This window comes from Streptomyces sp. NPDC043952 (assembly GCF_056435325.1).
On the sequence record NZ_JBWKES010000017.1, the window covers coordinates 69,808 to 92,865 of the forward strand.

Consider the following 23,058-nt stretch of genomic DNA (forward strand, 5'->3'; position numbering starts at 1 on the left):
ACGATTCCCTCACACCGCTAACCCGCGAGTGATCCACGGCCGACGGAAGGTGACGCATGGGTGAATTGCGGGGGTCGGTGCGGCGCGCGGACCGATGAACGTACGATCGGTGACCGTGCAAGGTTCGGAGAACTCTTCCCGTCGCGGCCGTCGCTCCTCCACCATGGGCGGCATGCCTCTGAACGACATGCCGTGGTGGCGCTGGCGCACGCAGGTGCGGTCGGCTCTGCACATGCTTTCCGACCCCGTCTTCCAGCGGGACGTCTGGCTGGCCGGCGTCGACGGCTACGGCGACGTCACCGACGCCGTGTACCGGCTGGTGGAGGACACCTGGCTGGACAACTGGTCCGCGGAGAAATACGTCGGCACCATCTTCCGCGACTCGCAGGAGGCGGCGCTCGTCGACACCGCCGTGCTGCGGGTGCTGCGGATCATGCACCAGGTCGGTCCGGACGCGCCGGTCTCCGCCTACGTCGACCATCCGGGCTGGCCGGAGGCCGTGCGCGCGGCGCGGGACGCGCATGTGCGGATGGCGGCCAGCGACGGCGAGGAGCCGGACACGCCGCCCAAGAGCCTGGAAGTGCTGCGCATCCTGACCCGGTCCGCGTAGCGGACGGCGGCTCGGCACCGGGGCCGCGTATGGGACCCTGAGTTGCATGAACGAGCAGTCCACGCCCGCCGCCGCCCCGGCCGACCAGTACGTCCTCACCCTGTCCTGCCCGGACAAGAAGGGGATCGTGCACGCCGTGTCCAGTTACCTCTTCATGACCGGCTGCAACATCGAGGACAGCCAGCAGTTCGGCGACCGCGACACGGGCCTGTTCTTCATGCGCGTCCACTTCACGGCCGAGGAGCCGGTCACCGTGGACAAGCTGCGCGCCAGCTTCGCCGCGATCGGCGACTCCTTCCGCATGGACTGGCAGATCAACCGGGCCGACGCGAAGATGCGCGTCCTGCTGATGGTCAGCAAGTTCGGGCACTGCCTGAACGACCTGCTGTTCCGGGCCCGGATCGGCGCGCTGCCGGTGGAGATCGCCGGTGTGGTCTCCAACCACACGGAGTTCGAGGAGCTGGTCGGCTCCTACAACATTCCGTTCCACCACATCCCGGTCACCAAGGACACCAAGGCGGAGAGCGAGGGCAAGCTGCTCGATCTCGTCCGCGAGGAGCGGGTCGAGCTGGTGGTGCTCGCGCGCTACATGCAGGTGCTCTCGGACGACCTGTGCAAGCAGCTCAGCGGCCGGATCATCAACATCCACCACTCCTTCCTGCCGAGCTTCAAGGGCGCCAAGCCGTACCACCAGGCGCACGCCCGCGGCGTCAAGCTGATCGGCGCCACGGCGCACTATGTGACGGCCGACCTGGACGAGGGGCCGATCATCGAGCAGGAGGTCGAGCGGGTCGGGCACGGCGTGACCCCGGACCAGCTGGTGGCGATCGGCCGGGACGTGGAGTGCCAGGCGCTCGCGCGCGCGGTGAAGTGGCACGCGGAGCGCCGGATCCTGCTGAACGGGCGCCGTACGGTGGTCTTCGCCTGACCGTCCCACCGGGCGTCCGCCCGACCGTCGTACCGGGCGTCCGCCCGACCGCTTACCGGGCGGGTCGGTGTTTCACTGCTCGGTGATGGTGAAGTAGCGAGCGAACGCGGGTACGACGTCACGCTCGTCGATCTCCCCGTCCCCGTCGGCGTCCAGGGCCGCGGCGACACTCCCGGCGGTCTCCTGGGGCACCTGGCACACCCGCAGCACCCGCGTGGCGTCCCCGACGGTGACCCGGCCGTCGCCGTCGGCGTCCGCGACGGCCAGCGCCGCGTGCAGGAAGGGGCGGGCGATCTCGGCGAACCGGTCGGGGGTGTCGCGCAGCCGCTTGACCGCGCCGCCGACGAACTCCTCGCGGGTGATGCGCTGATCGCCGTCGCGGTCCGCGATCCCGGCCATGCCCTGCCAGAACGCCTCGGCGCCGGCGTACAGCGCCTGCCCCTTGTCGGAGCGCGCGGCCACGGCGAACTCGGCGAGCAGCGCCTTGGCCACCGAGTTGAAGTCCTCGCGGGCGATGAATCCGTTGCCGTCCTGGTCGAAGGTGGCGAACCGGGCGGCGATCCTGCGCTCGTACTCGGTGCTGACCATGTCTGTTCGGGCCGCCTTACCTGTGCGTGGGGGCGATCTCGCGGCTGCCGCGGATCTCGCGTTACTCGCACGGAGCGTACGGCCTGGGTGACGGCGAAGTGACGGAAAACAGATGGTTGTGCCGAGACCGGGGGAATTTTGCGACAACAACGTCGTCTTGTCGCAAACTACGGCGCGTGCCGGGCTCAGGCCGACAGGGGGCCCGCTTCCTCGGTGGTGGCGGTGTCGAGGTCCGGGTGGCAGTCGAAGAGGCGGCGCACGCCGAGCGCGCCGAGCACCCGGTTGACGTGCGAGCCGTCGTCGGCGCCCCGGTCGGGCAGGATCAGCCGCAGCTGCCCCTGGCAGGAGCGGATCAGCCGGCGGGCGGCGATGAGCACGCCGACGCCGCTGGAGTCGCAGAAGAAGACGTCGGAGAGGTCCACGACGAGGCTGTGGTGGCCCTCGGCCACGACGTCGTGCACATGCTGGCGCAGTACCGGCGAGGTCATGAGGTCCAGTTCGCCGCGCACCTGGAGCACGGCCCAGTCGCCTCTTTCGACGCCGGTCACATTGAATGCCACGGCCCAGCCCCTCCGCTCGCGGGTTCTCCCGGAACCGCCCGGAACCGGAAGCCGTTCCTACGTTTCATTCCGCGCGGCTGCCCAGCCGCGTTTCCCTGAAACGCGATGCGGCAAACCGCGCATGATCGTTTAGGGGCTTGTTTCAGTCACTACCGATCCGGTTCGATCAGATATACACGTAGTGTCTGTGGGGAAAGTGTGAAGAGGGCACTATCACCTGCGGCGCTGCCGCGGCGCGCTTTGACACAAAGAGAGGTGCCCTGCCGGTGGCGCCGACTACATTCGGGACAACGGTCGCACGGACACCGGCGGGCCGGACGACGGGCGAGGGGAGGGGACCCCATGGCCAAGAAGGACGCGCCACCGCGCTGGGACCGCAAGATGCAGCAGCGGCTCGCCCGCGGTGAGGCGGCCGCCCTGGGCGAGGCGTACGACCGGTTCGCCTCCCTGGTGCACAGCCTGGCCCACCGCGTCCTCGGCGAGGAGAAGGCCGCCGACGCCGTCACCCGCGAGGTCTTCGCGCACATCTGGGAGCACCCCGAGACGTACGACCCGAAGCAGGGCCCGCTGCGCACCTGGATCGCGGCGGTGACGCACCGGGTGGCCGTCCAGCGCCTGCGGGACCGGGAGGAGCGGGAGTGGGAGGGACGGGACCGGGAGGGACGGGACCGGGGCGGCTTCGGGGATCCGCTGGGCGGTGAGGAGGAGGCCCTGGAGAGCAAGGTGCGCCGCGCCTCCGTGGCCGCCCGCGCCGACTACATCGTGCACTCCATGCCGGTGCCGCTGCGCCGCGCGCTCGAACTGGCGTACTTCCAGCGCCGCGACTACCGCCAGACGGCCGCCGACCTGGGCGTCACCGAGGACGAGGCCCGCCGCCGGCTCCGGCTCGGCCTGCAACTGCTGTCCACCGCCCACGACGCCGGGGCCCCGCCGGGCTACGGAGGCGCGGCATGAGCGGGGCGGAGGAGTTCCGGGCGGAGTACGACGAGCCCCGTGAGCGGCGGATACCGGCGCCCCGCGCCCCGGTGGAGGGCGGCGGGGACCCGCTGCCCGAGCCGGCCGGCCGGGGCGAGGAGGTGTCCGTGCCGCTCGACCTGCCGCACGACGTGCTGAAGTCACTGCTCGGCGCGTGGGCGCTGGCCGCGTGTTCGGCGGCGGAGACGGAGGCGGTGGAGCACCACCTGGGCGACTGCGGCGGCTGCGCCGACGAGGCCCGTCGGCTGCGCGAGGCGGTCGGCCTGCTGCACCAGCCCGAGACCCTCGACCTGGACCCGGCGCTGCGCACCCGCGTCCTCGACGCCTGCCTCGACCGCCGGCCGCCGCGCATCCCCATCCCGGACTGGGCCGCGCCGTACGACGCGGAGGCCGCCCGCCTGGACGCGCTGCTCCAGGACTTCGGGGATGCGGAGTGGCATGCCCCGGTGCGGCTGCGGTGGTTCGAGGACGACGTCCAGACGAGCCGCCGTACGACCGTCGCCGGGGTGATCGCGCATCTGCTGGCCGTGGACGGCGTGATTGCGGCGGCGCTCGGCCTGGACGATCCGCTCGGGGACGCGACCGGGGTGACGGGCCCGGCGGCCCGCACGGAAGCCCTCTGGCGGTCCACCCCCTTCCCGCCGACCCGCGCGGTCCACGCGCCCTGGCGTGAGCAGACGCACGCCCTGGTGAAGACGGTGTCCTTCACCGGCGGCAGCGCGGGCGGGTTCACCGTGCCCTACGGCGGCTTCGAACTCCCGCTGCACGACGCGATGCTGGACCGCGCGTTCGGCTGCTGGGTGCACGCGGAGGACATCGCGGTCGCCGTCGACTACCCCTACCGCCGGCCGGCCCCACGCCACCTGAACAAGATGATCGAGCTGGCCGTCCGCCTCCTGCCGGACGCCCTGGCCGCCCGCCGCCGCTCCGGGCTGTCCACCCCGCCCCGCGCCACCCGGCACCTGACCGCCGCCGGCTCTCCCGGCCGCACCCTCCGCCTGGAGATCGAGGGCCCCTCCGGCGGCAACTGGCTGATCCCCCTCGACTCCCCGTCCGCGACGCCCTCCACCGACCTGGAGGTCGCTCATGTCGCCCTGGACTCCACCGAGTTCTGCCATCTGGCCGCGGGCCACCTCCTCCCGGAGGAAGCGGCGGCGGGCCAACTCGGCGACCGGGAGGCGATCAGGGACGTGCTGTACGCGACGGCGTCGCTGAGCCGGATGTGACCGGGACCGGCCACCGGCGCCGGACCATCCCTGGCTGAAGTGGGCGCGGGTACGGACCGAGCGGAAGCCATGGCCCAAGATGTCGCGGATCGTGGCGTCCCGGAATCACAGAGCGTCGATACCGGGTTGTGTCCTTCGCGGGGGCTCGTCACGGCTCGGAGTCGGGGGGTGCTCCGGTACCTTGTGTGGGATGCGAGTGGCTGCGAGCGCGGGCGGTGCCGGCGGTGCCCCTGGGGCGGCGCCGGGACATGCGGTGCGCGCCGCTGCTCGCCGGGCGGACCGGGCTGACGCCCCCGTCTGTTCGACTCCCCGGCGCAAGCGTCGCACAGTATGCCCTACGCGTACTCCTTCGCGAGGGAATATGCCCGAAGCGCTTGTTGGGGTGACTGTACGTCAACCATGCTGTGAGGCAAGGAGATCACGTTCCGTGACCCTTGCTCTGGCTGTTGTCCAGACCATGCAGGAAATGGCTGCGATCGTGGCCCTCGTGATCGTCGTCACGGCTCGCGCCGGGGCGGTTCGGTGGCGCGGGGTCGCGGTTTCGCCGGTTCGGATGGTGTGAGCGGTGCAGGTGCTTCAAGTGCAGCTGGAGATCCGGCCCGACCCCGCGGAGGTGGGGCGCGCGAGGAAGTGGGCGCGCTCGCGGCTCGACGGGCTGGGCATAGCGGCCGACGAGCCGGTGGCCGAGACGCTGGTCCTGCTCATCTCCGAACTGGTGACCAACGCCGTGGTGCACACCGGCCGTCCGGCGGTCCTGCGGCTCTCCCTGCCGGGCACGCGGGCAGCGGCCGCCCCCTCGCCCACGGTGCGGGTGGAGGTGACCGACACCTGCTCCCGCGCCCCCGTGCCGCGCTGCGCCGGCAGTGACGCCACCGGCGGCCGGGGCCTCGCCCTGGTCGACTGCCTCGCCGACCGCTGGGGCTGGAGCCGCGAGGGCGCCGGCAAGAGCATCTGGTGCGAGGTGGACGGCGGCGCGCGTCGCGAGGGGGACGCGGCGGTGGCGTACGGCGGCGGTCCGTCCGCGTACGAGGACTTCGCCTTCGAAGCGGTCTGACTCCAGGGGTGTCGCGGTGCGCCGGGGGATGCCTCCGTGCGCGGGCGTCGTGAATCGGCCGCGTGTCCTGAACCAGTGCCCCGGCATTGACGATCCGTGCCCGGCTGAACACGCTGGTGTGCGTCGATCCGCCGCGAGGGGACGGCGAGGGCCGGGCGGCGGCCATAGGTCCTCACCGGGAGCGGGTCGCACCGGAGGGCGGCGCGGGCATGCGGCGCAGGGGGTGACCGCGCCGCCAACCGGACTGTTCTCACGGCGCGTTGCCCAGAGAACCCCCACTCTCTCCACAGCCTGTGGAAAACTCTCCCGGATTCCGGTTCTGCTTGCCGGACAGCAGGGTTTCCAGTCCCCGTCCGTGAGCAACGAGCCGCCGTGCGTTGCGGAGGTACGCGCGCTCACGCGGGCCCCGTGAGTGACCGGAACGTCCGGCGGTAGGACGTCGGGGTCACGCCCAGGGACTGTTGCATGTGCTGGCGCATCGACTGGGCCGTGCCGAAGCCGGAGGATCGGGCGACCTGGTCCATGGAGAGGTCGGTGGTCTCCAGCAACTGGCGTGCGCGGTCGATCCGTTGGCGGGTGAGCCACTGTCCGGGGCTGACGCCGACCTCCTCGCGGAAGCGGCGGGTGAAGGTGCGTACCGACATGGCCTCCCGCTCGGCCAGATCGCGCAGCTGGATCGGCTCGTGCAGCCGCTCCAGCGCCCCGATCCCTTACTCCGGTGTGGTCGAGTACCGCTCGATGCTCGCGCGGCCTGTCGATCGGTCGAGTAGGCGCAGCTCCCACGGGCCCGTGTTCACGTCGAAGTCCTTGCCGAACCCGACCCACTTGCCCGCCATGCGTCGGCCTGTCGGCTCGACGAGCAGCTGAATGGCACCGTGGTACCGGGCGCCCTGGTAGTACCCATCAGCCGCTGTCTGCTCGGTCCACGTACCGGTGACGACGTTCCGGTCGACCGTGAGATCCAGGGACAACGGGCTGTCTGGATTGGTCGACGCTCCGGGCAGGCTCTGAGCTGTCAGCCGGTTGCCGTGCTGGACGATCACGACGTGGTGCTTGCAGTCGAATGTCTCGTCACGGCTGGACGAGTAGAACGCGTACCGGGACAGCCAGATGCCCGCGTACTCGCTCTGCGGCTCCGGCTCCGGGCTAGTGGCAGCGTCAGCCGTGCCGACTTCCCCAGCCTCCATGTCGTGGCCTCCTGCCCCGTCCGAGTGGACGCGTGCCATCGGGATCGCGAACCCCAGCGACTCGGGGGCACGGCCGGTGAACCGCTTCAGTGCCCGCGCATACAGCGGGCGGCATGTCCTGGTCTCCCCGGACTCCCAGCGTTGCACGAGTCGCTTGGAGGCGTCGTTCGGTTCCCCCAGCTCCGCGCCTGCGTCACGTAACCCCCGGGCGAACTCGTCTTGGCTGAGGTTCATCGACTTGCGTACGGAGGTCAGCGCGTCGTTGGGGATTCGCTCACGCTCGGCCGAAGTCGTCATGATCCGAGGGTAGCCACGGTCAGGGCCGACGGCACTCGGAACAAGCCACGAACCCTCTACGAGGGTGAGGGCGAGGAACCCCTCGCCACTGGCCTGATGCCGCCGTGCCTGTGTCCCAGGTGCAGGGGTGGACGACATGACCGGAGCACCACAGACCCCCAGTTACGTGGAGGCAAGCCAGCATGAGCACGGCGGTAGTGATCCGCGACCCGAAGGCGTACGTCACCCCGGACGTGTGGGAGCGGGAGGTAGCCCTCCTCCTCCGCAACCCGGAGAACACGCGCGAACTGGCAGCGGCCAAGTTCGGACAGGCCATCGCCTACCTGGTCACGTGCGGCGAGAACCCGGACCTTCTCATGGGCCCGTCCAAGCAGGTGGACGAGGCATGGCACTCGTTCATGCTCGACTCGATCCCGTACCACCACTTCACCAGCCGGCACTTCGGCCGGTACATCCACCACGTACCGGAGCTTCCGGGGGCGGCGGCCGGTGTCCAGTGCGTCAGCGACGACAAGGCGACGCTGGACGGCCACGACCTCAAGACCGGCGGCCCGCTCGTCCTGGAGCAGACGATCAAGGCGATCAAGGCGGCCGGGTTCGAGATCGACCCCGACCTGTGGGGCATGGAGGACGCGGCTGACTGCAACCAGTGCCACGCCGGTTGCCACGACTCGCCCAAGTAGTCGTGAGCAGCGCGTGAGTTGGGGCCTGTCCTCGTACGTTAGGGGACGGGCCCCTCTTGCCGGAAAGGATCACCGCATGTCATTGGCTGAGTCCTGGGACAGATACGCGGTCGGGAGCAAGCCACGCAGGACCGTGAACGCCAAGGGTGATACGACGTGGCTGAACTGGACCCAGTACGCCGATCACGGGCCGAACGAGAGCGTTCTCGGTCCTGTGGCCGGACGCCGGGTGCTGGAACTCGGCTCGGGGAGCGGCAGTAACCTCGCGCACCTCGTGACGCTTGGCGCGACAGGTCTGGGGGTGGACGTAGCGCCCGCCCGCGAGACGGTCGCGCGGGAGCGCTGGGGCAATCTGCCGGGCCTTGAGTTCCGTACGGCGGAGGCGACGGCGTTTTTGAACGAGACGGACGAGACATTCGATGTCGTCCTCTCGATCTTCGGTGCCGTGTGGTTCGTCGATGCGGACGCCCTGCTCCCACTGATCCGCTCGCGCATGGTGCCGGGTGGCCTCCTGGCCTTCTCGCACTTGCCCCCTGGCAGCCAGGGGCCCAAACCCGCCAAAGCCGGACTGCGGCACGACCGCACCCCGGATGAGTGGGGGCGCATCCTGACGGGACACGGCTTCTCTGACGTGAGCGTGTCTCTGATCGACCCACCAGAGGGCAAGGCTGTAGGCACGATGCTTGTCCGTGCCCTGGCGCCCTGACCGCGTGGCTGTGCCGCCTGCCTCAGGCGCTCTCTCCGGAGAGCCCCGATCACCTTTGCGGCGTGGGCCGAGAGCGTGACGCTGTCGCGCCCGTTCTGACCAGAAGTTGTATGCGCAACCCCGCCTGCTGGCGCTCTACTACGCCCTGCGCGGCCTGTCCCTGGTTTTTCTGCCGATGCTGCTGGCGCCCTCGGTCCACCCGCCGATGCTGTTCTTCATCGTCTTCTACGGCCTCGACTGGGTGGCCACCGTCCCGCCCACCCTCGCCCTGTGCCGTGAGCGGTTCGGCGAGGACAGCGCGATCGTCTTCGGCTGGGTGCTCGCCTCCCACCAGATCGGTGCCGCCCTCGTCGCCTACCTCGGCGGCCTCGCCCGCGACGTCTTCGGCTCGTACGACCTCGTCTGGTACGCCTCGGGCACGCTGTGCGCGGCGGCGGCGCTGATGTCCCTGGTGATCCGCAGGGTGCGCGCGCCCGAGCCGGTCCTCGGCACCGGCTGACCCGCGCGGTGCTACCGGCGGCGCCCCGCGCGGGCCGCCACCGCCTTGGCGATCCGCCCCGCGTCCCGCGCCAGTTCGCGCAGCATCCCGCTGATCGGGTTGGTGTACCCGGTGAAGTACAGGCCGGGGGCCGACTCCGGTGCCCGGCCGCCCCGTACGACCGGTTTCCCGTCCGCGCCGAGGACGTCCAGGTGCCCGACCAGCCCGTCGAGGCCGCGCGCGTACCCCGTCGCCGCGATCACCGCGTCCGGTTCGATCCGGGAGCCGTCCGCCAGGACCACCTTGCCCGCCTCGAAGGACTCCACGGCCGCCACGACCTCCACCTTCCCGCGCCGCACCGCGTCCAGCAGGCCCACGTCCTGCACCGGGATCGCGCCCTGCTGCACCCTGCTGTACAGGCCGGTGCGGGGCCGGGGGAGCCCCTGCGCGGACAGGTCGGGCAGGAACAGCCTGGCCTGCTGCCGGGAGAGCCGGTCCACGAGGCGCACCGGCAGCCGCCGTACCAGCACGCCCGTGTACTGCGCGGGCCAGCCCAGGGTGGAGCGGCGCACGATGTGCGGGACGGTGCGCACCGCGAGGCGGACCCGCGCCGCCCCGCCCTCCACCAGGTCCACGGCTATCTCGGCACCGGTGTTGCCTGCCCCCACCACCAGCACGTCCCGCCCGGCGTACGGTCCCGCGTTGCGATAGGCGCCGGCGTGCACCAACTCGCCGTCGTACGACTCCCGTCCCGGCCAGTCGGGGATGCGCGGGGTGTGGTTGTAGCCGGTGGCGACGACCACGGCGCTGCCGGTCAGCTCGCGGCCGCCGGACGCGCGCAGCAGCCAGCCGGTGCCGTCCGGGGCGGGCTCGACGCGGTGCACCTCGACGCCGGTGACGATCTCCAGCTCATGGTGTTCGGCGTACTTCTCCAGGTAGCGCACCATGTCGTCGCGCGCGACCCAGCGGCCGAACCGGCGCGGGATCTTCAGGCCGGGCAGGGCGGACAGCCGGCGGGTGGTGTGCAGGCGGAGCCGGTCGTAGTGGCGCCGCCAGGACGCGCCGACCGCGTCGGACTTCTCCAGCACCACCGCGCGTATGCCGCGCGCCCGCAGCGCGTACGCGGCGGCGAGGCCGCCCGGACCCGCGCCGATGATGTACACCGGGTGCCCGGCGGGGGTCGGCGAGGGGTGCGTGGGGGTGGGACGGGAGACGGCCATGAGCGGGAGCGTAATCATCCACCCGCTTGATGGGTCTCGGTCAAGACCGGAATTGGTTCCGGATTGATCACGGATGTGCCGGGTGTGTACGCGGATGGCCCCGGTGGGGAGTCGATCCCGATCATGAGTCCATGAGCCCCGAGTCCTGGCAACTGACCGACGACCTCGACGACTTCCTCGCCCGCGCGGGCGGCTTCCTGCGGTCCCGCCCGGCGGCGCACACCGTGCCGCTGACGGTGACCGACACCCTCCGCCGGCATGGACCGCACTACTACGGCCCCGACGCGCCCCTGTTGGGCACCCTCGCGGCGGCCGACGGCACGGTGACCGCGACCGTGCTCCACACGCCGCCGTTCGCCCTCTTCCTCACCGCCGTCACGGCACCGGAGGCCGACGCGCTCGTCGGCCAACTGGCCGAGTCGGGGCGCGCGTTCACGGAGGTGGCCGCCGAGCGGGAGGCGGCGGAGCTGTTCGCGGCGGCCTGGCAGCGGCGGACCGGCCGGGAGGCGACCGTGCACCGCCGTCAACGCCTCTACCGGCTCGGCGAGTTGACCCCGCCCCGGCCCGCACCCGACGGCCGCCCGAGGGTCGCAGGACCGGCCGACCGGGCGCTGCTGGCCCGCTGGTTCGGGGAGTTCGGCAAGGCCGTGGGCGAGAGCGCGGTGCGGGACGCGGGGGCGTGGGCGGACGCCCGTATCTCCTACGGTGGCGTCACCCTGTGGGAGGCCGCCGACGGCACGCCCCTCGCCATGGCGGGGGCGACCAAGGAGATCGCGGGGCAGGTGCGGCTCGCCCCCGTGTACACCCCGGCGGAACTGCGCGGACGCGGATACGCCGGAGCGGTCACCGCCGAGGTGAGCCGGGCCGCGCGGGCCGCCGGGGCGCAGGAGGTACTCCTCTTCGCGGACCTGGCGAACCCCACGAGCAACGCCCTTTACCAGCGGCTCGGTTACCGGGAGGTCGCGGACTTCGCGGTGTGGGCCTTCGGGGACTGACCCCCCTCACGCCTCACGGCCACAGCAGCCCCCTGCTCCACCCGAACCCCGTGCTGCGGTACTCCAGCCGGACATGGGCGCGGTCGGGAGCGCCCTGGAAGAACTCGACCGTGTCGGGGCGCAGCCGGTAGAGGGTCCAGGTGGGGGCGGGCAGGGAGGGGTTCTCGCGGGCCTCGGCCCAGGCGGCCGCCGAGGCTTGGCGCAGCTCGTCCAGCGCGGCCAGCTCCTCGCTCTGGTGCCCGGTCAGCGCCGCCGCGAGGGCACCCGTGGAGCGGGCGCGCAGATCCGCCTGGCTCTCCTCGGGCGCCGCCGCCGCGACCGGCCCGCGCACCCGCACCTGGCGGCCCAGTACCGGCCAGTAGAAGGTCAGGGCGGCGTACGGGTGGGCGTCGAGCGCCCGGCCCTTGCGGCTCGTGGCGTGGGTGGCGAAGGACCAGCCGCCGGGGTCGGCGCCGTGCAGCATCACGATCCGGGCGTCCGGCCGCCCCTCCTCGTCCACCGTGGCCAGCGTCATCGTGTGCGGCTCCGGCTGCCCGGCGTCCACCGCCTCCCCGAACCAGCTCGTGAACAGCGGCAACGGGGTCGGCGGGGCCGTCTCCGGGTCGAACGGCGGCAACCGGGTCACCTCGGGCGACCAGACGCGCTGGGTCCGGAGCAGGGCGTGGAGATCGTTCTGTGCCATGGGGCCGAGTATCCAGGCCCGCACCGGCCCGCCCGCCCCCGCCCCGCCACCCCCTCTCACCCGTTCGGGCCGCCCGCCGGCGCACGGGAGGGCATCCGGGTGCGCGGGTGCCCGGTTCCGCCCAGGCTGGGAGCGGGGGCCGGCGGGAGCGGGGCTGACGGGAGCGAGGGCGAGGGCGATGATCGTCACGGTGGTGGCCATGCCGCAGGGCACCATCGTGCGCACCGACCTGGCGGAGGCCCGCCGCAGGCTCGCCGCCACCCGCTGTCTCCTGGTGGACGTGGAACTGCCCGAGGCGGGGGAAGGGGGCGCGGGGGAGGAGGGCGAGCCGCTGGCCCGGCGGCTCGGGCTGGGCGACGCGGACCTGGACTGGTTCGGGCGCCCCGGCGAGCCCGCCCGCGCCGACTTCCTCGGCGACATGGTCGGCCTGGTCGTCCCCGTCGTCCAGGGCGAGCGCATCGTCCACGCCCACGCCGTGGCCGGCGACCGCTACCTGGTCACCGCGCACCGGGGCGCCGCGTTCCTCGCGCCCGAGATCACCGCGCACGTACGGCGGGAACGGCCCCCCGACGCCGTGGCCCTCCTCTTCCTGGTGCTCCACTCCGCCCTGGCCACCTTCCGCCGGGCCGCGGTGGCCGCGCTGCTGGAGGTGGAGGAGCTGGAGGACGACATGTTCCAGCAGCGGCGCCCCGAGCAGGTCTACCGGCTGTCCCGGCTGCGCCGCCGCTCCGCGCTGCTGCACCACACGCTGCTGCCCTACCTCCAGGTGGTGGACGAGGTGATCACCCGCCGGATGCTGAGCCCCGACTTCCCGGCGGAGCGGCAGCGGCTCGCCCGCGAGTTCCAGCATGTGGCCCGCACCGTCCTCACCGACATCGAGACCCTTCAGGAGGCCGCGCGCCGGGCCTTCGGCAGCTACTCCTCCCTCGTCGCCGGCGAGCAGAACAATGTGATCAACCGGCTGGCCATCGTGTCCGTGATCTTTCTGCCGCTGTCCTTCCTGACCGGCTTCTTCGGCATGAACTTCGCCTTCCTGACGGACGAGCTGGAGAGCCGCGCGGTCTTCTGGCTGCTCGCCATCGGCCTCCAGGTGTGCGTGCTCGCCGCCGCCTTCTACGTCCTGCACCGCACCCGGATCTGGCGGCGGCTGCGGGACGAGGACTGAGGCGGGGGACCGGAGTCTTCCGGTCGGCCGAGTGGTCCTCCGGCCGGAGCGCGCCCCCGTGGCTACAGGGTCGCCAGCCGCTCCACCAGCAGGAACGCGCCGATGCCGAGCATGGCCGCGCCCGAGGTGCGGGTCACCGCGCGGGCCGCGGCCGGGCGGGCGGCGAGCAGGGCGCGGGCGAGGACGCCCACGGTGAGGTAGACGGCCGCGCAGCATGCCATGTGGAGCAGGCCGAGGGCCGCGGTCTGCGCGGGCACGGGCAGATGGGCGCCGCGCAGGGTGAGGAACTGGGGGAGGACGGAGAGGTAGAGCAGCAGGCCCTTGGGGTTCAGGCCGCTGATCGTGGCCCCGCGCAGGAAGGGGCGCTCCCCGGCCGCCCCCGTGGTGGCCCCGGCCGTGCCACCGGGGGACTCGCCGGCCTCCGGGACGGCCGGGCGGCGCAGGACGCCCCAGCCCAGCCAGAGCAGATAGCCGGCGCCCATCACGGTCAGCGCCGTCAGCAGCCGGGGCGAGCCCGCGACCAGCACCGCGAGGCCGGCCGTCGCCAGGGCCGTGTGCAGGGCGTATCCGCAGACCAGGCCCGCCACCGCGCGCGGGACCCGGTCGCCGCGCAGGGCCGTCGCGATGACGTACGCCCAGTCGGCGCCCGGCACACACACCAGCAGCAGGTCCACGACGAGGAAGGAGAAGAGCAGTCCCGAGTCCATGAAGGGGACATTAGGCGCGATCGGCCCGAAAGTGTTCCCGGATTTTGCGCATGATCCGCGTTTCTGCGCAAATATCTACTCCATGGACGACGTGGACCGGAAAATCCTTGCCGAGCTCCAGCAGGACGGGCGGCTGACCGTGACCGAGCTGGCCGCGCGGGTGCGGCTCAGCGTCTCGCCGTGTCACCGGCGGCTGCGCGAGCTGGAGCGCTCCGGGGCCATCCAGGGCTACCGGGCGGTGGTGGACGCGACGGCGCTCGGGCTGAACTTCGAGGCGCTGGTCTTCGTGTCCATGCGGCAGGAGGACCGGGACACGGTGGCCGAGTTCGAGCGGGCGGTCGGCGAGCTGGACCACGTGCTGGACGCGCAGCGGCTGTTCGGGGAGCCGGACTACCTCCTGCGGGTGGCCACGGCCGACCTCGCGGCGTTCCAGCGGCTCTACGACGAGCGGCTCGCGACGCTGCCGGGGGTGCAGCGGCTGACGTCGACGCTGGTGATGAAGCACGTCGTACGGGACCGGCCGCTTCCGGCGTGAGCGTCCTGGTGCCCCCGACAGCACGGCAGGCGGTGGCTCACCTCGGTGAACCACCGCCTGCCAGACAGGACTTGGCTGCTTCGGGGGACTCGGTGATCCCTGTGGGTGCTATTTCGACGGCTTGCGCCCCGTGACGCCCAGGTGGATCAACAGGGCCAGGTTGGGCTTGATCTCGGCCTGCTTGACGCCCCAGGAGGAGAAGCCCTTCTGGTGGGCGGCGACCGCGGCGAGCATGGCGACGAGGGAGCCGGCCACCGCGGCGGGATTCACGTCCTTGTCCACCCGGCCCTTGGACTGGAGTTCCGCGATCGAGCCGGCGAGGGAGCTGTTCACCGAGTTCAGGATCTTCATGCGGATCTTGTAGAACCGTTTGTCCCCTTCGGCGGCACCGAGATCGACCACGCGCAGGATCGCGTCGTGCTTCTTCCAGAAGTCCAGGAAGCCGTCGACGAGTTCCTGCGCGGTCTGCCAGCCGGACTTGCCGGCCCAGGAGCGTCCTTCGAGCAGCTCGGTCAATCCGGCGCCCTCGGCCGCCATTTGCTCGGCGATCTCCAGGACGGCGCCCTCGACGTCCGGGAAGTACTGGTAGAAGGTCGCGGGCGAAGTGCCCGCCTTCCGGGCGACATCGATGACCTTGACGTCCCGGTACGGGGAGGAGCTGAGCATCTCGCTGAGGCAGTCGAGCAGCTTCTGCCGGGTCGCCTGCCCACGCCGACCGGCCACGCGGCCGTCGACGGTACGCACTTGTCCTGTCATGCCGTCAGCTTACCGAGGGGTGATGGGAGCGCGATTCGGCCGACTGCAAATGGGGTGCGCGGGCCCGTCGAGCCTGGTGTGCCTGGTCTGCGGGCTGCGCGCCGCGCGGTTACTTTGACGACATGGCCGAAAACAGGGCATCCACGAACGAAGACCCGCACGGGGGTCGCAGCGGCGTCCCGGCGACGGGCGGAGGGGATGTCTCCCGGGGGCCGGGAGGACCGCGGGACGCGGCGCGCGCGGCGGCGAGCGCGGGGCCGGGGGAAGAAGGACCAGGGGGAGAGGGGCCGGCAGACCCGACCGAACCCCCTGCCACCGCCGAACCCCCCACCCCGGCTGGCACCCCCACCACCCCCGAAACCTCCGCCCCCACTCCACCCCCCTACCCCGAAGGCACCCCTTGCTGGCTGGACGCGCAGTTGCCCGATCTCGAAGGGGGCAAGCGGTTCTACGGGGAGCTTTTCGGGTGGAGCTTCCAGGAGGGGGAGGCGGGGTCCGTGTGGGCCCGGCTGGGCGGGCGGCCGGTGGCGCAGCTCGGGCGGAAGGCGGACGGACGGATGCCCACCGTCTGGACCGTGTACTTCGCGACGCCGGACATCCAGACGCTCGGCCGGAGGATCACCGCGGCCGGCGGACAGCTGATCCTGCCGCCGTACCCGGTCGCGGAACTCGGCCGGGCCGCCCTCGCCGCCGACCCCGAGGGTGCGGTGTTCGGGCTCTGGCAGGCGCGCCGGCACCCCGGATTCGGGCGGCGGCACGAACCCGGCACCTTCGTCTGGGCCGAGCTGTACACCCGCGACACCACCGGCGCGAACACCTTCTACGGCGCCCTGTTCCACCACGCCCTGTTCGCCCCCGGCGCCGACCCCGACTTCGGCCGCGCCGACGTCACCGACGTCTTCCCCGCCGAGATGCCCCCGCACATCCTCGCCCACTTCCGCGTCACCGCCCTCGACGAGGCGCTCGGCACCGTACAGCGGCTCGGGGGCCGGGTGCAGGCGCCCCCGTTCGAGGCGTCGTACGGACGGGTGGCCGTCGTCACCGACAATCAAGGGGCGTCGTTCGCACTGCTGGAGCGGTAGGACATCCCGATTTGTCCCCTGGTTCGCAACCGGCCGCCCGGCCAGGAAGAATCGGGGTGCGTGCCGCCATGGCGGTGCGGTGGTGAGACGCTGCACTTTGGTCGCGTACAACAGGGCTGGCGCGGCCAGCACGGGGAGGTGGCAGGCAAGTGGATCAGCTGACGCAGCACGATCCGCGGCGGATCGGGCCGTTCGAGGTGCTGGGCCGGCTGGGCGCCGGCGGCATGGGGCTGGTCTATCTCGCGCGCTCGGCGTCCGGCCGGCGCGTGGCGATCAAGACGGTGCGCACGGAACTGGCCGAGGACCAGCTCTTCCGCGTCCGCTTCACCCGCGAGGTGGAGGCGGCCCGCGCGGTCTCCGGTTTCTACACGGCCGCCGTGGTCGACGCCGACCCGCGGGCCGCCGTGCCGTGGCTGGCCACCGCCTATGTGCCCGCGCCCTCCCTTGAGGAGATAGTGAACGAGTGCGGGCCGCTGCCCGCGCAGGCCGTGCGCTGGCTCGCCGCGGGCGTCGCCGAGGCCCTCCAGTCCATCCACGGCGCCGGCCTGGTCCACCGCGACCTCAAGCCGTCCAATGTGCTGGTGGTCGAGGACGGCCCGCGGGTGATCGACTTCGGCATCGCCTCCGGTGTCTCGAACACCCGTCTGACGATGACGAACGTCGCGGTCGGCACCCCCGCCTACATGTCCCCCGAGCAGGCCAAGGACTCCCGCAGCGTCACCGGCGCCAGCGATGTCTTCTCGCTCGGCTCCATGCTGGTCTTCGCGGCCACCGGACACCCGCCCTTCCACGGCGCCAACCCCGTCGAGACCGTCTTCATGCTGCTGCGCGAGGGCCCCGACCTCTCCGGACTGCCGGACGAACTGCGCCCGCTCATCGAGCTGTGCATGCAGATGGAGGCCGCCGCCCGCCCGTCCCCGGCCGACCTCCAGGCCCAGCTCGCGCCGCATCTGTTCGGCTCCGGCTCCGACGACAGCGGCACCGCCTCCGCCTGGCTGCCCGAGAAGGCCGTCGCCCTGATCGAGGCCCGCCGCGGCGGCCGGCCCGCTCCCAAGCCCGCCCCGGCGACGACCGGTCCGGGCCCGCGCCCCACCGGACCGGGGCCCCGCCCCACCGCCGGTCCGGCCATCCCGCCGCCCCCGGCCTACGACCCCCCGGTCCCCTCGGCCTCCTTCGCGGCCCCCGCCGCCCCCGACACCGGCCCCGTCCGCCTCGCCGGCGCCCCCGTCCCGATCGGCCCCGGACCCCGCGTCGCCGACGCCCGCGCCGCCGCCGTCAAGGCGCCCCCGCCGGAGGCCGGACTGGTCGCCAACTGGTCCCGCCCGCGCCCCGGAGTGGCCGGCCCCGACCCCGCCGTACCCGCCGCCCCGCCCGGCCCCCCGGAGCCGGCGAGCGGCTGGCGCCCCTGGCGTTTCCGCATGTCGAACGACGTCTGGGGCACCCCTGCCGTCGACGGCGACCTGGTCTACGTCACCTCCTTCGAGGTGCACGCCCTGGACGTGGGCACCGGCCGGCGCCGCTTCAAGACGCGGGACGTGGCCTGGTCCATGGCCGTCGCGGACGGGCGGGTGCACGCCTCCGACGGCCCCACCCTGTTCGCGCTGGACGCCCGCGAGGGCACCGATCTGTGGCGGCTGTCCACGGACGCCTGGGTGTACTCCCTCCAGGCCGACCACGGCACCGTCGTCACCGGCACCCGCGGCGGCGGCGTCCAGGCGTGGGAGGCGTCGAACGGGCAGCGGCTGTGGGAGATCAGCGGCTGCCAGACCGACTTCGAGACCCCCGAGGCGGGCCCGCTCGTCCACGAGGGCACGGTCTACGTCTGGCAGGACGCCCGGCTGCGCGCGCTGGACGCCCGCACCGGCGAGGAGCGCTGGGCGTACCCCATCGGCGACGCGGCCTCCTGCGGCGGCGTCCCGGTCCGGATCACCCCGGCCCCGGACGGCTACGTCTACCTCTGCGCCGGCAGCCGCGTGCTCGCCGTCGACGCGGCCAGCGGCATGGTGCGCTGGCACTTCGAGGCCCCGGCGGTCTTCCTGAGCCCGCCCGCCTTCGCGCCGGGCCCGGCCGTCACCGGCGGCGGTGTCTACCTCGCCGACTACCTCGGCACGGTCTACGCCCTCGACGCCACCGACGGCCGCGACCGCTGGCGCATCGCGACCGAGGCCCGGTCCTCCACCGAGCCGGTCCTGGTGGCCGCCGGGCACGTCCACGTCGGCAGCGGCAAGGGCCTGTACACCCTGGACGCGGTCACCGGCACCCCGAAGTGGCGCTTCCAGGCCGGCGGTGACGTGGTGGGCGCCCCGGCGGTCGCGGAGGGCCGGATCCACTTCGGCTCCACCGACCACCTGCTCTACACCCTCAAGGCCGACGACGGCCGGCTGCGCTGGAAGCTGGCCACCGGCGGCGAGATCACCGGTTCCCCGGTGGTCAGGGACGGGGTGGTGTACGCGTGCAGCAAGGACCGCTGTGTGTACGCGCTGGACGCGGAGAAGGGCACGGGTACGGCTCGTACGGCCTGACGCGCGGGGTGTGACGGCCGTCGTACCGGTTCACGGAAAGGGCTCCGGACGGCGGCCGTCCCAGGCCCGACGCTACCCGCAGCACCGGTATCCCGCCACGCGGTGCGGCCCGCGCCTGCTGGTCATGCCCATGCCTCCCCGGACCCGCACGCGCGGACCACGGCCGGTACTCCGGCGAGGGCGTCAACTCCCGGTGGACTCAGAGCGGTTACCATCCCGGCCACGACGGCGATGACGAGCGCCGGTCCGCCGCGGTACGCCACGGTGAGACCGGTCGGCCGCGCCACCGCGATGAAGCTCTGCGCGACGGCCGGAGTCCCCAACTCGGCCGACTCGGCAGGCATGTTCACGGTGTGTGCGACCTTCGTGGGCAGCGGCGGCGTCACGCGGTCGCCCACCGCGCCGCCGCCCCGGACACACCGCGGCCGCGGCGGCTCCCCCTCCGCGCCGCCGCGGCCGATCCCCCGATGTGGTCCTGCGGACCCGCTCCCCCGTCACGGCCCCCGTCGGGCCGTACCCCCGTCGCGGTCCTGCGGACCATTCCCCCTCGCGGTCCCCCCGGACCGCCCCCCGTTCGCGGTCCCCCCGGACCGCCTCCCCCGTCGTACGGAAGTCCTTACGCCTTCTCGGAACCGGCGTGGTTCTCCAGCGGCTGCACGATGTCCTCGGCCACGAGGCCCGCGTGGTTCTCCAGCGGCTTGATCGTCTCGGTGCCCGTCACGGCGCCGGCGTGGTTCTCCAGCGGCTTGACGATGGCCCCGGAGTCCGGGCTGCCGGCGTGGTTCTCCATGGTGCTGATCTTCTTCTTCGCGGTCTCGCTCATCGTCGGCAACTTCCTGTCGGCGTCCTGAAAGGGCGTTGGAACCGTCCGGCGACTCCCCCGGGGGCCGCCGGACGGATATGGAGGCCGTCACCCTAACGGTGAGACCAGGCGCCGGTTCGTCTGGCCCCCCGCCGCGACGAACCGGCACTCATGAGAATGGCGCCCGGCGATAAACAAACAATGAACGCCCGATCCGCCGGCTCGTCAGGCCGCCGCGGTGGGCCGCAGGAAGGCCCGCACCTGCTCGGCCTCGGCCGCGCCCGTCCGCTCGTGCTCGGCGAGCGCCTCCTGCCAGCACGCGCGCGCCCGGTCCCGCTGACCGAGGTGGTCGAGCGTCTGCCCCAGCACCGTCAGCACATTGGCCCGCATCCAATCACCTCCGATGACGCGCAGCGCAAGAGCTTGCTCCGCATGGCGCGCCGCGAGGGCGTACTGACCGCGGGCGAAGTGCGCCTCCGCGATACGGAAGTTGGCCGTGCCCTCCCACAGGCGCTGCCGGTTCTCCTGGAACAGCCGCAGGGCCTCGCGCAGTTGGTCCAGCGCCTCGTCGGCCCGGTTCGCGGCGTTCAGCGCGATGCCCAGGGCGAGCCGTGCGTTGGCCACCCGCAGCGTCAGCCCGAGCTGGTCGTAGACGGCCAGGCCCTGCCGTGCCAGCTCGACCGCGCTGTCCAGCCGCCCGAGCTTGACGTGGATCCGGGAGAGGTTGCACAGGGCGCTGGCCTCGCCCGGCAGGTTGCCGTCGGCGCGGTAGTTGGCGATCGCCTCCCGCAGATGGCGCTCGCCGTCGTCGTTGCGGCCCTGGTAGAGGGCGATGATCCCGCGGTCGTTGGGAACCCAGCAGCACGGCGCGAGGTCGTTCGCCGCCTGGGCCAGCTGGATGGCCAGCCGGGCCTCCTCGTCGGCCTGGCGGAACCGGTCGGACACCAGCAGCGCGTTGGTCAGCGCGGTCCGCGCCCGGCCCTCGGCCCGCTGGTCGCCCGCGTCGCGCGCCATGTCCCGTACGGCGACGGCGGTCGTCTCGTACTGGTAGGCGTTGGCGCCGGACTCGGCCAGGTCCTTGGCCACCCACAGCAGGTCGACGGCCCGTCTGAGCCTGCCCTGGACGGCGCTCTGCCGGACACAGGCCAGCAGGCAGTCCCCCTCGGCGTGCAGCCAGTCGATGGCGGCCTTGGAATCGGTGAAGGACAGACCGGGGTGCCGCGTCGGCTCCAGGTGGTCCACCAGCCGGTCTCCCGGCCGCTCGATCGCGTACACGCCCGCCGCCGTGGCCAGGTAGAAGTCCAGCAGCCGCGACATCGCCGCCCCCCGCTCGCTCGGCGGCTGTTCGTCGCGTTCGGCGCAGGCGCGGGCGTAGAGGCGGACCAGGTCGTGGAAGCGGTAGCGGCCGGGGGCGGCGGATTCCAGGAGGGAGGTGTCGACCAGGGACTCCAGGAGGTCTTCCGTCGACTCCGGCGGCAGGTCCAGGACCGCGGCGGCCGCGGCCAGGGAGATGTCCGGGCCGTCGGCGAGGCCGAGGAGGCGGAACGCGCGGGCCTGGGCGCGGTCGAGCTGGCCGTAGCCGAGTTCGAAGGTGGCCTTGACCGCGAGATCGCCCGCCTGGAGTTCGTCCAGGCGGCGGCGCTCGTCCGCGAGCTTCGCGGCGAGCACCGAGACCGTCCAGGTGCGCCGCGCCGCGAGGCGGGACGCGGCGATGCGGATGGCCAGCGGCAGGAAACCGCACGCGGCGACGACGTCGAGCGCGGCGTCCCGCTCGGGGGTCACCCGCTCCGCGCCGACGATCCGGGTGAACAGCGCCAGCGCCTCGTCCGGGGACATCACGTCCAGGTCCACCAGGTGCGCCCCGGCCAGCCCCACCATCCGCACGCGGGACGTCACCAGCGCCGCGCACCCCTCGGTGCCCGGCAGCAGCGGCCGTACCTGCGCCGCGTCCTTCGCGTTGTCCAGCAGGACGAGGACCCGGCGGCCGTCGAGGACGGAGCGGTACAGCGCCGCCCGCTCCTCCAGGGAGTCCGGGATCGCCGAGTCGGCCGTGCCGAGGGCGCGCAGGAAGGAGCCGAGGACCGTCTCCGGTTCGGCGGGGCGGGGGCCCGCGCCCTGGAGGTCGACGTAGAGCTGGCCGTCCGGGAAGGAGGCGCGCGCCCGGTGCGCCACATGCACCGCGAGCGTCGTCTTGCCGACGCCCCCGATTCCCGCCATCGCGGAGACCGCCATCACGCTGCCCTCCGTCTCCCCGGCCGAGGCCAGCACCGCGCTGAGCTCGTCCACGAAGGCGGCGCGGCCCGTGAAGTCCGGTACGGAAGCGGGTAGTTGGGCCGGACGCACCGGTGCGGCGGGTGGTTCCGCGACCGGTGCCGAGGGCGCCGCGAGGGCCGGGTCGGCCTGGAGGATGCGCTGCTGGAGCTCGCGCAGTCCGGGGCGCGGGTCGACGCCCAGTTCCTCGGCGAGCAGGCGGCGGGTGTCGGCGTACACGGCCAGCGCCTCGGCCTGCCGCCCGCTGCGGTACAGCGCCAGCATCAGCAGCTCGCGCAGCCGCTCTCGCAGGGGGTGCGCGGCGGTGAGCGCGGTCAGCTCGGAGACCGCCTCCGCGTGGCAGCCCTGCTCCAGGTCCATGTCCAGGCGGGACTCCAGCAGCCCGAGCCGCCACTCCTCCAGGCGCACCCGCTGCGTCTCCGCGTAGGGTCCGGGCACGCCGGCCAGGGGCTCGCCGTCCCACAGGTCCAGCGCCTCGTTCAGCAGCGCGCGGGCGCGGGTCAGATCACCGGTGCCGCGCGCCTTCTCCGCCTCCGCGCCGAGGTCCTGCGCCCGTACGAGGTCCAGCGCGCCCTCGCCGAGCCCGCGCACCGCGTACCCGCCGGACTCGCTCACCAGCACACCGGGGTTCAGGACCTTGCGCAGCCGGGACGCGTACGTGCGGACCGCGGCCAGCGCCTGCGACGGCGGCTCGGGTCCCCACAGCGCGTCGATTAGCTCCGCCGCCGTGGCCGTACGGCCCTCGCGCAGCAGCAGGGCGGCCAGCAGGGCCCGCTGCTGGGGGGAGCCCGTGTTCAGGACCTCCTCGCCGCGCCAGGCCCGCACCGGACCGAGCACGCCGAACCGCAGCGTCTCCGGCTCCGCGCTCGCGGAACCCGGACGCCGCTGCTCAGGCACTCGCGGCCGACCGTCCATGCGTTCGCCCCCTAGGCATCACTGACATCCCTGTCAGTTTGCCTTGTTCAGGCTGGTTGCGTCAGCCGTGCGAGACACCGATCACAGACCGCCGCTCGGCAGTCCACAAAGCCC

General features: G+C 72.8%; 23 protein-coding genes and 2 pseudogenes. 14 read left to right on the plus strand and 11 right to left on the minus strand.

Going from position 1 to position 23,058, the window contains the following annotated elements; genetic code table 11:
* Window positions 1-109 precede the first annotated feature (109 nt).
* Window positions 110-610 carry an SCO4402 family protein gene (locus tag AC069R_RS20560; protein WP_478768261.1) on the plus strand — a complete coding sequence of 167 codons (501 nt, stop codon included), beginning with the start codon at window positions 110-112 and terminating at the stop codon, window positions 608-610.
* A gap of 46 nt (window positions 611-656) precedes the next feature.
* Window positions 657-1,538, plus strand: a complete 882-nt coding sequence (gene purU, locus AC069R_RS20565; protein ID WP_478768262.1) for a formyltetrahydrofolate deformylase — start codon at window positions 657-659, stop codon at window positions 1,536-1,538.
* A 72-nt stretch (window positions 1,539-1,610) separates the two neighbouring features.
* Here the strand turns inward: purU and AC069R_RS20570 are convergent, their stop codons facing one another.
* Both AC069R_RS20570 and AC069R_RS20575 read right to left on the minus strand, forming a co-directional pair.
* The gene (locus tag AC069R_RS20570) at window positions 1,611-2,126 is read right to left on the minus strand and encodes an EF-hand domain-containing protein (RefSeq protein WP_478768263.1); all 516 of its coding nucleotides are present in this window, start codon (window positions 2,124-2,126) and stop codon (window positions 1,611-1,613) included.
* 185 nt (window positions 2,127-2,311) lie between these two features.
* Window positions 2,312-2,686, minus strand: coding sequence for an STAS domain-containing protein (locus AC069R_RS20575; protein ID WP_478768264.1), 375 nt, complete (start codon window positions 2,684-2,686; stop codon window positions 2,312-2,314).
* 342 nt (window positions 2,687-3,028) lie between these two features.
* Between AC069R_RS20575 and AC069R_RS20580 the strand changes: the two genes are divergently transcribed.
* From AC069R_RS20580 to AC069R_RS20595, 4 genes are all read left to right on the plus strand, one after another.
* Window positions 3,029-3,640: a sigma-70 family RNA polymerase sigma factor gene (locus tag AC069R_RS20580; protein ID WP_478768265.1), complete on the plus strand. Its 612-nt coding sequence runs from the start codon at window positions 3,029-3,031 to the stop codon at window positions 3,638-3,640.
* Window positions 3,637-4,887: an MDMPI N domain containing protein gene (locus AC069R_RS20585; protein ID WP_478768266.1), complete on the plus strand. Its 1,251-nt coding sequence runs from the start codon at window positions 3,637-3,639 to the stop codon at window positions 4,885-4,887. The genes AC069R_RS20580 and AC069R_RS20585 overlap by 4 nt, the downstream gene beginning before the upstream one ends.
* Before the next feature lie 427 nt (window positions 4,888-5,314).
* A complete protein-coding gene (locus AC069R_RS20590) occupies window positions 5,315-5,449 on the plus strand; it encodes a hypothetical protein (RefSeq protein WP_478768267.1) in 135 nt (44 codons plus the stop codon).
* 18 nt (window positions 5,450-5,467) lie between these two features.
* A complete protein-coding gene (locus AC069R_RS20595; protein WP_478768328.1) occupies window positions 5,468-5,941 on the plus strand; it encodes an ATP-binding protein in 474 nt (157 codons plus the stop codon).
* 395 nt (window positions 5,942-6,336) lie between these two features.
* On the opposite strand, the pseudogene AC069R_RS20600 reads toward AC069R_RS20595, so the two are convergent.
* Window positions 6,337-6,642 (minus strand): annotated as a pseudogene (locus AC069R_RS20600) (helix-turn-helix domain-containing protein); the annotation flags it as partial.
* 9 nt (window positions 6,643-6,651) lie between these two features.
* Entirely contained in the window at window positions 6,652-7,425 is a 774-nt protein-coding gene (locus AC069R_RS20605; RefSeq protein WP_478768268.1) for a helix-turn-helix domain-containing protein, read from the minus strand.
* 182 nt (window positions 7,426-7,607) lie between these two features.
* Between AC069R_RS20605 and AC069R_RS20610 the strand changes: the two genes are divergently transcribed.
* The 3 genes and pseudogenes from AC069R_RS20610 to AC069R_RS20620 form a co-directional block, all read left to right on the plus strand.
* Window positions 7,608-8,108 (plus strand): glycine-rich domain-containing protein, encoded by a 501-nt coding sequence (locus tag AC069R_RS20610; RefSeq protein ID WP_478768269.1) that lies wholly within the window; start codon window positions 7,608-7,610, stop codon window positions 8,106-8,108.
* A 76-nt stretch (window positions 8,109-8,184) separates the two neighbouring features.
* Window positions 8,185-8,814, plus strand: a complete 630-nt coding sequence (locus AC069R_RS20615) for a class I SAM-dependent methyltransferase (protein ID WP_478768270.1) — start codon at window positions 8,185-8,187, stop codon at window positions 8,812-8,814.
* Between the two features lie 121 nt (window positions 8,815-8,935).
* A pseudogene (locus AC069R_RS20620) lies at window positions 8,936-9,313 on the plus strand (MFS transporter); the annotation flags it as partial.
* An 11-nt stretch (window positions 9,314-9,324) separates the two neighbouring features.
* On the opposite strand, the gene AC069R_RS20625 reads toward AC069R_RS20620, so the two are convergent.
* On the minus strand, window positions 9,325-10,512 hold the full coding sequence (locus AC069R_RS20625; protein WP_478768271.1) for a flavin-containing monooxygenase: 1,188 nt from the start codon (window positions 10,510-10,512) through the stop codon (window positions 9,325-9,327).
* Window positions 10,513-10,643: 131 nt separating this feature from the next.
* On the opposite strand from AC069R_RS20625, the gene AC069R_RS20630 reads away from it, so the two are divergent.
* A complete protein-coding gene (locus AC069R_RS20630) occupies window positions 10,644-11,507 on the plus strand; it encodes a GNAT family N-acetyltransferase (protein WP_478768272.1) in 864 nt (287 codons plus the stop codon).
* Between the two features lie 13 nt (window positions 11,508-11,520).
* On the opposite strand, the gene AC069R_RS20635 is transcribed toward AC069R_RS20630, so the two are convergent.
* Complete coding sequence (locus tag AC069R_RS20635; RefSeq protein ID WP_478768273.1) at window positions 11,521-12,189, minus strand: pyridoxine/pyridoxamine 5'-phosphate oxidase; 669 nt, start codon at window positions 12,187-12,189, stop codon at window positions 11,521-11,523.
* A gap of 178 nt (window positions 12,190-12,367) precedes the next feature.
* Between AC069R_RS20635 and AC069R_RS20640 the strand changes: the two genes are divergently transcribed.
* Window positions 12,368-13,354, plus strand: a complete 987-nt coding sequence (locus tag AC069R_RS20640) for a CorA family divalent cation transporter (RefSeq protein ID WP_478768274.1) — start codon at window positions 12,368-12,370, stop codon at window positions 13,352-13,354.
* Window positions 13,355-13,416: 62 nt separating this feature from the next.
* Here AC069R_RS20640 and AC069R_RS20645 read toward each other — a convergent pair whose 3' ends face one another.
* Window positions 13,417-14,061: a LysE family translocator gene (locus tag AC069R_RS20645; protein WP_478768275.1), complete on the minus strand. Its 645-nt coding sequence runs from the start codon at window positions 14,059-14,061 to the stop codon at window positions 13,417-13,419.
* Window positions 14,062-14,143: 82 nt separating this feature from the next.
* On the opposite strand from AC069R_RS20645, the gene AC069R_RS20650 reads away from it, so the two are divergent.
* Complete coding sequence (locus tag AC069R_RS20650) at window positions 14,144-14,596, plus strand: Lrp/AsnC family transcriptional regulator (protein WP_037657809.1); 453 nt, start codon at window positions 14,144-14,146, stop codon at window positions 14,594-14,596.
* A gap of 108 nt (window positions 14,597-14,704) precedes the next feature.
* Here AC069R_RS20650 and AC069R_RS20655 read toward each other — a convergent pair whose 3' ends face one another.
* A complete protein-coding gene (locus AC069R_RS20655; protein WP_478768329.1) occupies window positions 14,705-15,340 on the minus strand; it encodes a TetR family transcriptional regulator in 636 nt (211 codons plus the stop codon).
* Window positions 15,341-15,759: 419 nt separating this feature from the next.
* On the opposite strand from AC069R_RS20655, the gene kbpA reads away from it, so the two are divergent.
* Together kbpA and afsK are read left to right on the plus strand one after the other, a co-directional pair.
* Window positions 15,760-16,434: an AfsK-binding protein KbpA gene (kbpA, locus tag AC069R_RS20660; RefSeq protein ID WP_478768330.1), complete on the plus strand. Its 675-nt coding sequence runs from the start codon at window positions 15,760-15,762 to the stop codon at window positions 16,432-16,434.
* Window positions 16,435-16,583: 149 nt separating this feature from the next.
* The gene (gene afsK, locus AC069R_RS20665) at window positions 16,584-18,956 is read left to right on the plus strand and encodes a protein serine/threonine kinase AfsK (RefSeq protein WP_478768276.1); all 2,373 of its coding nucleotides are present in this window, start codon (window positions 16,584-16,586) and stop codon (window positions 18,954-18,956) included.
* 122 nt (window positions 18,957-19,078) lie between these two features.
* Here the strand turns inward: afsK and AC069R_RS20670 are convergent, their stop codons facing one another.
* The 3 genes from AC069R_RS20670 to afsR form a co-directional block, all read right to left on the minus strand.
* On the minus strand, window positions 19,079-19,300 hold the full coding sequence (locus AC069R_RS20670) for a hypothetical protein (protein ID WP_478768277.1): 222 nt from the start codon (window positions 19,298-19,300) through the stop codon (window positions 19,079-19,081).
* A 272-nt stretch (window positions 19,301-19,572) separates the two neighbouring features.
* A complete protein-coding gene (locus tag AC069R_RS20675; RefSeq protein WP_478768278.1) occupies window positions 19,573-19,779 on the minus strand; it encodes a hypothetical protein in 207 nt (68 codons plus the stop codon).
* 204 nt (window positions 19,780-19,983) lie between these two features.
* Window positions 19,984-22,944: an SARP-family global regulator AfsR gene (gene afsR, locus AC069R_RS20680; RefSeq protein ID WP_478768279.1), complete on the minus strand. Its 2,961-nt coding sequence runs from the start codon at window positions 22,942-22,944 to the stop codon at window positions 19,984-19,986.
* Window positions 22,945-23,058: the final 114 nt, after the last annotated feature.

Coding starts and splice junctions, on each gene's coding strand:
- AC069R_RS20615 (WP_478768270.1), top strand. CDS start 8,185: ATGTCATTGGCTGAGTCCTGGGACAGATACGCGGTCGGGAGCAAGCCA.
- AC069R_RS20585 (WP_478768266.1), top strand. CDS start 3,637: ATGAGCGGGGCGGAGGAGTTCCGGGCGGAGTACGACGAGCCCCGTGAG.
- AC069R_RS20625 (WP_478768271.1), bottom strand. CDS start 10,512: ATGGCCGTCTCCCGTCCCACCCCCACGCACCCCTCGCCGACCCCCGCC.
- AC069R_RS20650 (WP_037657809.1), top strand. CDS start 14,144: ATGGACGACGTGGACCGGAAAATCCTTGCCGAGCTCCAGCAGGACGGG.
- afsR (WP_478768279.1), bottom strand. CDS start 22,944: ATGGACGGTCGGCCGCGAGTGCCTGAGCAGCGGCGTCCGGGTTCCGCG.
- AC069R_RS20605 (WP_478768268.1), bottom strand. CDS start 7,425: ATGACGACTTCGGCCGAGCGTGAGCGAATCCCCAACGACGCGCTGACC.
- AC069R_RS20645 (WP_478768275.1), bottom strand. CDS start 14,061: ATGGACTCGGGACTGCTCTTCTCCTTCCTCGTCGTGGACCTGCTGCTG.
- purU (WP_478768262.1), top strand. CDS start 657: ATGAACGAGCAGTCCACGCCCGCCGCCGCCCCGGCCGACCAGTACGTC.
- AC069R_RS20630 (WP_478768272.1), top strand. CDS start 10,644: ATGAGCCCCGAGTCCTGGCAACTGACCGACGACCTCGACGACTTCCTC.
- AC069R_RS20675 (WP_478768278.1), bottom strand. CDS start 19,779: ATGAGCGAGACCGCGAAGAAGAAGATCAGCACCATGGAGAACCACGCC.
- AC069R_RS20670 (WP_478768277.1), bottom strand. CDS start 19,300: ATGCCTGCCGAGTCGGCCGAGTTGGGGACTCCGGCCGTCGCGCAGAGC.
- AC069R_RS20570 (WP_478768263.1), bottom strand. CDS start 2,126: ATGGTCAGCACCGAGTACGAGCGCAGGATCGCCGCCCGGTTCGCCACC.
- AC069R_RS20640 (WP_478768274.1), top strand. CDS start 12,368: ATGATCGTCACGGTGGTGGCCATGCCGCAGGGCACCATCGTGCGCACC.
- AC069R_RS20580 (WP_478768265.1), top strand. CDS start 3,029: ATGGCCAAGAAGGACGCGCCACCGCGCTGGGACCGCAAGATGCAGCAG.
- AC069R_RS20635 (WP_478768273.1), bottom strand. CDS start 12,189: ATGGCACAGAACGATCTCCACGCCCTGCTCCGGACCCAGCGCGTCTGG.
- AC069R_RS20610 (WP_478768269.1), top strand. CDS start 7,608: ATGAGCACGGCGGTAGTGATCCGCGACCCGAAGGCGTACGTCACCCCG.